This is a genomic window from Microbacterium oxydans (assembly GCF_900095745.1).
Taxonomy (GTDB): domain Bacteria; phylum Actinomycetota; class Actinomycetes; order Actinomycetales; family Microbacteriaceae; genus Microbacterium; species Microbacterium oxydans_B.
This window is the reverse complement of the sequence record NZ_FMIR01000003.1, coordinates 17,832-28,747: the sequence shown is the minus strand read 5'-3', so window position 1 is coordinate 28,747 and position 10,916 is coordinate 17,832. Positions and strand designations below refer to the sequence as shown.

The window sequence follows — 10,916 nt, the reverse complement described above, 5'->3', positions numbered from 1 at the left end:
GAGCTGTGGACCCTCCTGCAGACAGCCCGGGACTGAGCCGCCCGCTCCTCGCTGGTCACCCGCGGGTCGCGCGCGGCTCAGTCCCGGGCTGTCTGCAGGAGGGTCCACAGCTCGGCGCGTGCCGGGAATGCCGAGAGGTCGATGTCGAGCAGGCCCCCGGCCTGAGCGATGCGGGACCGCAGGGTGTGCCGATGCACCCCGAGGGCTGATGCGGCGGGTTCGGCCCTCGCATCGTGCTCCAACCAGGTGCGCAGCGAGCGCTCCAGCTCGGCCCCGGTGCGGGCATCGTGCTCGCGCAGTGGCGCGAGACGCGACTCCGCGACGAGACGCGCTTCATCGGTCGCCAGCGCGGTGAGGATGCTGGAGCCCACCGTCTCGGAGTATCGGGCGACCCCGTGCGTTCCCTGTTGGCGAAGAGCAGTCAGAGCCTGCGCGTGCGCGCGGGCGAACGAGTCGTAGCCGTCGGGATCGGAGACGCCGATGCGGATGCCGAAGCGCGTGGCGACCTCGTCGAAGAGGCCTTCCTCGCCGGCGGAGACGCACATGGTCACGCCGTCCTCGGACTCGGCGAGGAAGACGGGAGTGCCGTGCTCGGAGCGATGCCGCTCCCACCATTCGCCCAGCGGGCCGGCAGGGGCATCCGCGGCGACGGCCACGATCACCGGAGCAGGGGGCAGGCCGCCGAGCACTCTTCTCGCCAGCGTGGGATCGTCGGCGAGCAGGGAGCCGAGGAGCTGGGCGTGCAGGCGCCGCCGGCTCCGTGCGAGCTGTTCGCTCTGCTCCATCGCGAGCCCCGCCATGGCGATCACCGACGTCACGACCGACCGCGCCTCCGGGTCGAGCGCGTCGAGCGCCAGAGCGATCACCCCCCGCAGGTGCCCGCCGCGGCCCACGGTGAACAGCATGAATGCGTGATCTCCGAGAGTGAGCGACTGACTCGCTTCCAGCCCGCGCGTGAGGATCTCCATCACCCGCTCGCTCAGGGCGTCGAGTAGCTCGGCATGGAGGCGGTCGCGCGGGTGGGCGGCGACGACCGCCCCCGCCGCATCGAACATTCCGGCCCAGACGTCGAGTCGTCGTCCGAGTTCCGCGATGGTCGCCTCGAGGCCGCTGGGCCGGAGAGCCGCCAAGGCGAGGGCACGCTGGGTGTCGAGCGCCCAGGACCGTCGGGCGTACGCCTGGGCGGCGATCGCCTCGGAGTGCGCGCGGGCGACCGCGATGAACGGCGTGCGGTACGGCACCGCGAACAGCGGCATCCCGTGCGCGGCGCACGAGGCGACGAGCTCCTCCGGAATGCCGGACCGATGCACCTCCGTGCCGAAGCCGAGCCCGAGGACCCCGCGTTCTTCGAGGCGTCCCACGTAGGTGTCGATGTCGACGGCCTCGTCGAACTGCGTGCCCGTGGTCAGCAATGCGAGGTCCTCGGAGAGGAAGGGGGTCGGGTCGGCCAGGTCGGAACTGTGCACCCAGCGCAGCGGGCGATCGAGAGCCCCCTCCGGCAGGTCTTCTTCGAGGGGTACGAGTGCGAGCCCGAGGTCCCGACGGCGGAGCAGCGCCCGCAGCGTCGGCTGGTCGGGTGCGGTGGTGGCCATGATGAACCTCTCGGCTGTACAGTCTGGCGAACGCTCTGCCTAGATTGTACAAGTTGGCTAGTGCGACGGGCTCCGCTGCCGCCGTACGCTCGCGAACATGGCACTCCTCGACACCGCAGCACCCGCAGTCCCTCTCGGCGGACCCGACCTCCCGCAGGAGCGTCGCCTGGTCACGGACCTTCCCGGCCCTCGCTCGGCCGAGATCCTCGCACGCAAGGCGGATGCCGTCGCGGCCGGTGTGGGGCACACCGTCCCGATCGCGGCCGTGGCCGCCGGTGGCGGAGTGATCGTCGACGCGGACGGCAACTCGCTCATCGACCTGGGCTCCGGCATCGCCGTGACCACGGTCGGCAACGCGCACCCCAAGGTCGCCGCAGCCGTGGCCGCGCAGGCCGCGCAGTTCACGCACACCTGCTTCATGATCTCGCCGTACGAGTCGTACGTCGGCGTCGCCGAGGCGCTCAACCGCATCACCCCCGGTGACTTCGCGAAGAAGAGCGCCCTGTTCAACTCCGGGGCAGAAGCCGTCGAGAACGCGATCAAGATCGCCCGCAAGCACACCGGCCGTCAGGCGGTCGTCGCCTTCGACCACGGCTACCACGGCCGCACGAACCTCACCATGGCGCTCACCGCCAAGTCGATGCCGTACAAGAGCGGCTTCGGGCCCTTCGCCCCCGAGGTCTACCGCGCTCCCATGTCGTACCCGTTCCGTGACGGGCTCGACGGCAACGAGGCGGCGGCCCGCGTCATCCTCCAGCTCGAGAAGCAGATCGGCGCCGACAACCTGGCCGCTGTCATCATCGAGCCCATCCAGGGCGAGGGTGGCTTCATCGTCCCGGCCGACGGCTTCCTGCCGGCGATCGTCGATTGGTGCCGCGCGAACGGCGTCGTCTTCATCGCCGATGAGGTGCAGACCGGCTTCGCCCGCACGGGTCACATGTTCGCGAGCGAGATCTTCGGCATCGAGCCCGACCTGATCACCACGGCCAAGGGCATCGCCGGCGGACTCCCGCTCGCGGCCGTCACCGGCCGCGCCGAGATCATGGACGCCTCGCACTCCGGTGGCCTCGGCGGCACCTACGGCGGCAACCCGATCGCCTGCGCCGCCGCCCTCGCCTCGATCGACGTGTTCGAGAACGACGGCGTGATCGAGCGCGCCCGTGAGATCGGCGCGATCCTCACGCAGCGTCTCACCTCGATCCAGCAGAACGACCCGCGCGTCGGCGACGTCCGCGGCCACGGTGCGATGATCGCCGCCGAGTTCGTCGATCCCGAGACCCAGGCTCCGGATGCCGCTCTCACGGCCGCGGTCGCCAAGGCCTGCATCGCCCAGGGCGTCGTCGTCCTCACCTGCGGAACCTACGGGAACGTCATCCGCTTCCTTCCCCCGCTCTCGATCGGCGACGATCTGCTGAACGAGGGACTCGACATCGTCGCCGCGGCGCTCGCCGCGGCCTGACACCCCTGTCCGGTCGCGACCCCGATCGGGGGATTTCGGGTCGCGACCGGCACTGTTTCACCCAACGAAGGAGTTGCAGATGGCTGAGATCACTCGCGACGTACTGATCATCGGTGCCGGAGCCGCAGGGCTCACGGCGGCGAACGACCTCCGCAAGGCCGGCCTGTCGGTCGCCGTGCTGGAGGCCCGTGACCGCGTCGGCGGGCGCCTGTGGACCGACGTGATCGAGGGCGCCATGCTCGAGATCGGCGGCCAGTGGGTGTCGCCCGACCAGGACGCGCTCAAGGACACGATCGAAGAGCTGGGGCTCGAGACCTACAGCCGCTACCGCGAAGGCGACAGCGTCTATGTCGGCCCCGACGGGAAGGCACACCGCTTCACGGGCGAGATGTTCCCGGTGGCGCCGGAGACCGAGGCCGAGATCGCCAGGGTCACCGAGATCCTCGACGCACTCGTCGCCGAGATCGACCCGGACCGTCCCTGGGCCCACCCCAGCGCCGAGGACTGGGACACGATCACCTGGGACGCCTGGCTGCGCTCGCAGACCGACGACGACGAGGCCGTGCGCAACCTGGCCTTCGCCACCGGTTCGGCGATGCTCACCAAGCCCACACACTCCTTCTCCCTGCTGCAGTCGCTGTTGATGGCCGCGTCCGCCGGTTCTTACTCGAACCTCGTCGATGCCGACTTCATCCTCGACAAGCGAGTGGTCGGCGGTCTGCAGCAGGTTCCGCTGCGGCTCGCTGAGCGCCTGGGTGACGACGTGCTGCTGAACCAGCCCGTGCGCGGCCTGGAATGGTCAGACACCGGCGTCATCGCCACCACCGACGAGCACACCGTGCGCGCCCGCCACGCGATCCTCGCGCATGCGCCGGTGCTCTACAGCCGCATCGCGTTCGATCCTCCGCTGCCACGCCGACAGCACCAGTTGCACCAGCATCTGTCGATGGGCTTCGTCATCAAGGTGCACGCCGTGTACGACCGGCCGTTCTGGCGTGAGCAGGGCCTCAGCGGCACCGCGTTCAGCCCGTACGAGCTCTCGCACGAGGCCTACGACAACACCAACCACGGCGACGAGCGCGGCACCCTGGTCGGCTTCGTCTCCGACGCCAACGCCGACGGCGTGTTCGAACTCTCGGCTGAGGAGCGCAAGGAGCGCATCCTCGAATCGCTGTCGCACTATTACGGTCCGGAAGCCAAGAAGCCGGTCGTCTACTACGAGAGCGATTGGGGCAGCGAGGAGTGGACGCGCGGCGCGTACGCCGCGAGCTTCGACATGGGTGGCCTGCACCGCTACGGCGCGGACCTCCGCACGGCGGTCGGACCGATCCACTTCGCCTGCAGCGACATGGCCGGCGCCGGGTACCAGCACGTCGACGGTGCGATCCGCATGGGTCACCTCGTCGCGTCGAACATCGTCGACGCGAGCCGCGACGCCGGCGCTGTCGAGAGCAGCAGCTGATGACCGGCTCGGTCGTCGTCGGATACACGGCGACGGATGCGGGAGCGGATGCCGCGGCGCTGGGCGCCCGGCTCGCCCGCAGCCTCGGTGCGACCCTGCACCTCGTGATCGTGCTGCCGAACGAGGGAACGCGCAGTGCCGCCGTTCCGCCGGAGCGCGCGTATGAGGAGCACATCAGGGCGCAGGCGCGGCAGTGGCTCAAGGACGCCGTCGTTCGGCTCCCGCAGGAGCTGACCCGCAGCGGTCACGTGCGCTTCTCCGAATCGTTCGCGGAGGGTCTGATCTCCGCGGGCGAAGAGTTCGGCGCCAGGATCATCGTGATCGGCGCCGCGGGCGGCGGCATCTTCGGCCGTCACCGCCTCGGCAGCGTCGCCTCTGAGCTGCTGCACTCGTCGACCATCCCGGTGGCGCTCGCGCCCGTCGGCGCCGCACAGCAGGACGATCACGTGATCCCGCGTGTCACGGTCGCCGTCGGGTCCCGGCCCGGTGCCGACGCCCTCCTCGACGAGGCCGTCGCGCTCGCCGGGGACAGCGGCGTCGACCTCCGGCTCGTGTCCCTCGTGCCGTTCGACGTTCCCCCCGGACTCGACACCGGAGCGATCCGCACGGTCGGTGACACCCACGGACAGGAGGTGCTCGCCGTGGCCTCGGAACTGCTGCCGGACGGCCGCACCGCCGCGGTAGAGAAGGCGCCGGGAGACTCCGTCGAAGACGCCGTCGCCCATCTCTCCTGGCTCCCGGGCGAGGTCGTCCTGGTCGGCTCCAGCCGGCTGGCGCAACCGCGTCGTCTGTTCCTGGGCTCCACGGCAGCGAAGATGCTGCACGAATTGCCCGTTCCCATGATCGTCGTCCCGCGTACCCGCAACGAAGCAGGAGACCGCTGATGAGCAGCACGAACCGGGCGACGGAGCCCGAATCCGGTGTCACGACCGGCATCTCCACCAAAGGCCTGAGCGCCGGAACGGTCGGCCTCATCGGCGCGGTCGTGATCGGCATCTCGTGCATCGCCCCCGCGTACACGTTCACCGCCGCCGTCGGCCCCACGGCATCCGAGGTCGGCGCGCAGATCCCGGCCATCATCCTCGTCGGCTTCATTCCGATGCTCCTCGTCGCGTTCGGCTACCGGGAACTCAACAACCGGATGCCCGACTCCGGCACCTCGTTCACCTGGGCGGCCCGAGCGTTCGGGCCCTGGGTCGGCTGGATGGCCGGCTGGGGTCTGGTCGTCGCGACGATCCTGGTGCTGTCGAACCTCGCCGGCGTCGCGGTCGACTTCCTCTTCCTGCTGCTGTCGCAGATCACCGGGAACCCGGCGATCGGCGACCTCGCCGGTGTCACCTGGATCAACATCGGCGTCTGCCTGCTGTTCATGCTCGGCGCGACGTGGATCTCGTATCGCGACATGCAGACGACGCAGAAGCTGCAGTACTGGCTCGTCAGCTTCCAGATCCTCGTGCTGGTGTTCTTCGCCGTCGCGGCCATCGTGCAGGCGGTGAACGGCAACGGCTTCGACTACCAGCCGTTCGACCTGAACTGGTTCAACCCGTTCGCGATCTCCTCCTTCAGCGCGGTCGCCGCCGGTCTCTCGCTCTCGATCTTCATCTTCTGGGGCTGGGATGTCACCCTCACCATGAACGAGGAGACCAAGGATCCGGAGAAGACACCGGGACGCGCGGCCACCCTCACGGTGCTCACGATCGTGTCGCTGTACCTGCTGCTCGCGGTCGCGATGATCATGTTCGCCGGCGTCGGTACCGGAGACCTGGGGCTCGGCAACGCGGACATCCAGGAGAACGTGTTCTTCCACCTCTCCGGCCCGATCCTGGGACCGCTCGCGTTCCTGGTGTCGCTGGCGGTGCTGACCAGCTCGGCGTCGTCGCTGCAGTCCACGTTCGTGGGCCCGGCACGCACGCTGCTGGCGATGGGGCACTACGGCGCCCTGCCGAAGTCGTTCGCGAAGGTCAGCCCGCGCTTCTTCACCCCGGGGTACGCGACCATCATCTCGGCGATCGTGGCCTCCGCGTTCTACGCCGTGATGCGCGTCGTCAGTGAAGACACCCTGTGGGACACGATCCTCACGCTCGGCATGATGATCTGCTTCTACTACGGGATCACCGCGTTCGCGTGCGTGTGGTACTTCCGCAAGCAGTGGTTCGACTCGACGCGGAACGTCTTCTTCACGTTCCTCTTCCCCCTCATCGGCGGCGCGATCCTCGCGGTGCTGTTCTTCACCACACTGATCGACTCGATGGACCCGGAGTACGGTTCCGGATCGCAGATCGGCGGGGTCGGCATCGTCTTCATCCTCGGGATGCTGATCATCGTCGTCGGCATCGCGGTCATGATCTGGAACGCGGTCCGTCGGCCCGCCTTCTTCCGCGGCGAGACATTGGGCATCGACGCACCGCCCAGCCGACGCAAGCGCGCATAGCCCTCCTCACAGAAAGAGAATCATGAGCACTCAGACCGAACAGGCGCTCCTCGACAGCATCCCCACCGGCCTCTTCATCGGCGGTCAGTGGATCGACGGCGAGATCGGCGGCACCTTCGACGTGCAGGACCCGGCGACCGGCACCGTGATCCGGACCATCGCCGACGCGACGCCGGGCGACGGCATCCGGGCCCTCGACGCCGCGGTCGCCGCTCAGGACGAGTGGGCGGCCACCGCCCCGCGCGTCCGCAGCGAGATCCTCCGCACGGCGTTCGACCTCGTGCAGGAGCACAAGGAGGACCTGGCTCTGCTCATGACGCTCGAGATGGGCAAGCCGCTCGCCGAGGCACGTGGCGAGGTCGTCTACGGCGGCGAGTTCCTGCGCTGGTTCAGCGAGGAGGCCGTGCGCATCAGCGGCCGCTACGGCATCAACCCCGAGGGCACTGGCCACATGGTGGTCTCGCAGCGCCCGGTCGGGCCGTCGTTCTTCGTGACGCCGTGGAACTTCCCGTTCGCGATGGCCACCCGCAAGATCGCGCCGGCCCTCGCGGCCGGTTGCACGGTCGTCATCAAGCCCCCGGCTCTGACCCCGCTGACGACGATCTTCTTCGTCTCGCTGCTCGAGAAGGCGGGCCTTCCGGCCGGCGTCGTCAACGTCGTGCAGACGTCGAAGTCCAGCGCGCTGTCGGCACCGATCATCGCCGACCCGCGGCTGCGCAAGCTCTCCTTCACCGGATCGACCGAGGTGGGGCGCAAGCTCATCGCGCAGGCGGCCGAGGGTGTGCTGCGCGTGTCGATGGAGCTCGGCGGCAACGCGCCGTTCGTGGTGTTCGACGACGCCGACCTGGACAAGGCCGTGGAGGGCGCGCTCGCTGCGAAGTTCCGCAACATCGGCCAGGCCTGCACCGCAGCCAACCGCTTCATCGTGCACAAGGACGTCGCGGGTGAGTTCGCCAAGCGCGTCACCGAGCGGGTCAACGACATGAAGATCGGCCGCGGCACCGAGGACGGTGTGGCGATCGGACCGCTCATCGACGCGGATGCCGTCGCCAAGGCGGGCGAGCTCGTCGACGAGGCAGTCGGTCGCGGTGCGACTCTGCTCGCCGGTGGCAAGGCTGTGGAGGGCACCGGGACGTTCTACGAGCCCACCGTGCTCACGGACGTCGTCGCGGGTAGCGCGATCCTCCGCGAGGAGATCTTCGGCCCGGTGCTCGCGATCGCGACCTTCGAGACCGAGGACGAGGCCGTGCACCTGGCGAACGACACCGAGTACGGGCTCGTCTCGTACGTGTTCACCGAGAACCTGCAGCGCGGCCAGCGGATGATCGACAAGCTCGAGACGGGCATGATGGGTCTCAACGTGGGAGTCGTCTCCAACGCCGCCGCACCCTTCGGCGGAGTGAAGCAGTCCGGCGTCGGACGCGAGGGCGGGTTCGAGGGCATCCACGAGTACCTGTCCACCAAGTACACGCTGATCCCGGTCTCCTGACCGAGCAGCCAGAGGAGGAGAGAACATGACCGACTACGCCGTCATCAACCCCGCCACCGGAGAGACGCTGGCGTCCTTCGACACCTTCACGGACGACCAGATCGACCAGGCGGTCGCCGCCGCCGACGAGGCCCACCGCGAGTGGTCCCGCTCGTCGACCGTCGCTGATCGTGCAGCCCTCGTCCGCCGTGCGGCCGAGCTGCACCGCGAGCGTCGGGAGGAGCTCGCCGACATCTTCGTGCGCGAGATGGGCAAGCCCCGCGAGGCCGCCCTCGGGGAGGTCGACTTCGCCGCCGACATCGCCGAGTACTACGCCGACCAGGCGGAGTCGATCATGGCCGACCAGCCGATCGCGATCCTGGGAGAGGGGTCGGCCATCATCCGCCGCTCCTCGCTCGGCCCGCTCGTCGGCATCATGCCGTGGAACTTCCCGGCGTACCAGATCGTGCGCTTCGCGGCTCCGAACCTGATCGTGGGCAACACGATCCTGCTCAAGCCCGCGCCGCAGTGCCCGGAGTCCTCGTCCGCGATCGAGGCGATCTATCACGATGCCGGCTTCCCGAAGGGCGCCTACCAGAACGTGCTCGCCACGAACGAGCAGATCGCGACGATGATCGCCGACCCGCGCGTGCAGGGCGTCTCGCTCACGGGGTCTGAGCGTGCGGGTGCCGCGGTCGCCGAGATCGCCGGTCGCAACCTCAAGAAGGTCGCGCTCGAGCTGGGTGGGTCCGACCCGTTCATCGTGCTCTCGACCGACGACCTCGACGCGACGGTGCAGGCCGGCGTCGACGCGCGCCTCGACAACAACGGACAGGCGTGCAACGGCGCCAAGCGCTTCATCGTCGTCGACGGGCTTTACGACGCGTTCGTCGAGAAGTTCACCGAGAAGATGGCCGCCGTCGAGGCGACGGATCCGACGCTCGACGACACCGTCCTCGGACCGGTCGCCTCCGAGACGGCGGCCGAGAACCTGCAGAAGCAGATCGACCAGGCCGTCGAGCAGGGTGCGACGCTGCTCACCGGTGGCACCCGTGACGGAGCATTCTTCGCCCCGACCGTGCTGACCGATGTCACGCCCGAGATGAACGTCTATCACGAGGAGCTCTTCGGCCCGGCGGCCGTCGTCTACCGTGTGGCCGACGAGGACGCGGCGGTCGAACTCGCGAACGACACCACGTTCGGCCTCGGCTCCTATGTCTTCACGACGGATGCCGAGCAGGCCGAGCGCGTCGCCGACAAGATCGAGGCGGGCATGGTCTACGTCAACCTCGTATTGGCCGACAGCCCCGAGCTGCCTTTCGGTGGCGTCAAGCGCAGCGGCACCGCCCGCGAGCTGGGCCACCTGGCCGCCGACGAGTTCGTGAACAAGAAGCTGATCCGCATCGGCTGACGCTCTCGCCCTGAAGAGTCAAAGAACGCCGCCTCCCGGTCTCAGGAGGCGGCGTTCTTTGGCTCCTCACCTGCTGCTTATGTCCTCTGCACGGCAGCACGCGTGGGGAGGGTGTGCACAGCACGTGGGGCTGACGCACGCCCCAGGCGTGCGCAGAGGTCAAGATCGGCGGATGCATCCATCGCCATTGCCCTCCGGAACTCCGATCGGCTTCACCGTCCCCGATGCGCTCGCACGGGGAATCACCCCGCGTCGTCTGCGAGCGAAGGATCTCGCGAGCCCCTTCCACGGCACGCGCGCTCGCAGACGGCTCGTCGGTGCGGAGACCGTATCCCTGCTGTTGGCAGCGCTTCCGCCGCACGCGTTCGTGTGCGGCACGACGGCCGCTTGCCTGTGGGGTGTGCCACTGGCTGCGCAGCAGGAAGCGGAGGCCTGGGCGCGACCGCGGATCGGCGTGCCCCCGGAGGAGACCCGAATTCGCAGGACGGGTGTTCTCGGTCATCGGCTCGCGTTGGAAAGTGGCGACGTGGTCCTCCGCCGAGGTCTTGCCGTGCTGTCGCCTGCGCGGATGTGGGTGGACGTGTCTCGCGTCATGCGTCTGCCGCGGTTCCTCGCCCTCACGGATGCGCTCCTCAGCACCCGGCATCCGCTCGTCTCGGCAGAGGAACTCGCATGTCATCACGAACGATTCGCGGGTGGGCGCGGGGCGAGGGTGCGGCAGCGCGCGCTCGAACTGGCAGATGGTCGTGCCGAGTCCCCGCGCGAATCCATGGTGCGGCTGATTCTGATCGAGGCGGGGCTCCCGCGTCCGGAGTGCAACGTCGAGATCTGGCACAGTCGCCGATTCGTGGCGCGAGTCGACATGCTTTATGCCGACGAACGGCTCATCATCGAGTACGACGGGGATCACCACCGAGACCCTGATCAGTGGAGTCGGGATCAGATCCGCCGCGCCGAGCTCGAATCGCTCGGCTACCGCATGATCGTGGTCACCCGCCGAGACTTCGACGATCCCGATGCGCTCGTGCGCCGGATCCGTCGTCTGCTCAGAGCGGCACGTTGAGGTGAGGAGCCAAAAGAAGTCGGATGCCGC

8 protein-coding genes are annotated in these 10,916 nt (G+C 68.8%); 7 read left to right on the top strand and 1 reads right to left on the bottom strand.

The annotated features are described in order from the left end of the window. Positions 1-77 precede the first annotated feature (77 nt). Complete coding sequence (locus BQ2383_RS00260) at positions 78-1,592, bottom strand: PucR family transcriptional regulator (RefSeq protein WP_091027488.1); 1,515 nt, start codon at positions 1,590-1,592, stop codon at positions 78-80. 97 nt (positions 1,593-1,689) lie between these two features. Between BQ2383_RS00260 and gabT the strand changes: the two genes are divergently transcribed. The 7 genes from gabT to BQ2383_RS00225 all read left to right on the top strand — a co-directional run bounded on the left by gabT (position 1,690) and on the right by BQ2383_RS00225 (position 10,886). Then, positions 1,690-3,051 (top strand): 4-aminobutyrate--2-oxoglutarate transaminase, encoded by a 1,362-nt coding sequence (gene gabT, locus BQ2383_RS00255; RefSeq protein WP_091027486.1) that lies wholly within the window; start codon positions 1,690-1,692, stop codon positions 3,049-3,051. Positions 3,052-3,130: 79 nt separating this feature from the next. Next, complete coding sequence (locus BQ2383_RS00250) at positions 3,131-4,513, top strand: flavin monoamine oxidase family protein (protein ID WP_091027484.1); 1,383 nt, start codon at positions 3,131-3,133, stop codon at positions 4,511-4,513. After that, on the top strand, positions 4,513-5,397 hold the full coding sequence (locus BQ2383_RS00245) for a universal stress protein (RefSeq protein ID WP_091027481.1): 885 nt from the start codon (positions 4,513-4,515) through the stop codon (positions 5,395-5,397). Before BQ2383_RS00250 ends, BQ2383_RS00245 begins: the two co-directional genes overlap by 1 nt. After that, entirely contained in the window at positions 5,397-6,944 is a 1,548-nt protein-coding gene (locus BQ2383_RS00240) for an APC family permease (RefSeq protein ID WP_091027478.1), read from the top strand. Before BQ2383_RS00245 ends, BQ2383_RS00240 begins: the two co-directional genes overlap by 1 nt. 22 nt (positions 6,945-6,966) lie before the next feature. Then, positions 6,967-8,433 (top strand): NAD-dependent succinate-semialdehyde dehydrogenase, encoded by a 1,467-nt coding sequence (locus tag BQ2383_RS00235; protein ID WP_091027477.1) that lies wholly within the window; start codon positions 6,967-6,969, stop codon positions 8,431-8,433. Between the two features lie 25 nt (positions 8,434-8,458). Continuing rightward, positions 8,459-9,823: an NAD-dependent succinate-semialdehyde dehydrogenase gene (locus tag BQ2383_RS00230; RefSeq protein WP_091027476.1), complete on the top strand. Its 1,365-nt coding sequence runs from the start codon at positions 8,459-8,461 to the stop codon at positions 9,821-9,823. 187 nt (positions 9,824-10,010) lie between these two features. Further along, entirely contained in the window at positions 10,011-10,886 is an 876-nt protein-coding gene (locus tag BQ2383_RS00225) for an endonuclease domain-containing protein (protein ID WP_167381500.1), read from the top strand. The last annotated feature ends 30 nt before the right edge of the window (positions 10,887-10,916 follow it).

Excerpts from the sequence above, each read along its gene's own strand:
- BQ2383_RS00260 (WP_091027488.1), bottom strand. The coding sequence starts at position 1,592 with ATGGCCACCACCGCACCCGACCAGCCGACGCTGCGGGCGCTGCTCCGC.
- BQ2383_RS00240 (WP_091027478.1), top strand. The coding sequence starts at position 5,397 with ATGAGCAGCACGAACCGGGCGACGGAGCCCGAATCCGGTGTCACGACC.
- gabT (WP_091027486.1), top strand. The coding sequence starts at position 1,690 with ATGGCACTCCTCGACACCGCAGCACCCGCAGTCCCTCTCGGCGGACCC.
- BQ2383_RS00230 (WP_091027476.1), top strand. The coding sequence starts at position 8,459 with ATGACCGACTACGCCGTCATCAACCCCGCCACCGGAGAGACGCTGGCG.
- BQ2383_RS00235 (WP_091027477.1), top strand. The coding sequence starts at position 6,967 with ATGAGCACTCAGACCGAACAGGCGCTCCTCGACAGCATCCCCACCGGC.
- BQ2383_RS00250 (WP_091027484.1), top strand. The coding sequence starts at position 3,131 with ATGGCTGAGATCACTCGCGACGTACTGATCATCGGTGCCGGAGCCGCA.
- BQ2383_RS00245 (WP_091027481.1), top strand. The coding sequence starts at position 4,513 with ATGACCGGCTCGGTCGTCGTCGGATACACGGCGACGGATGCGGGAGCG.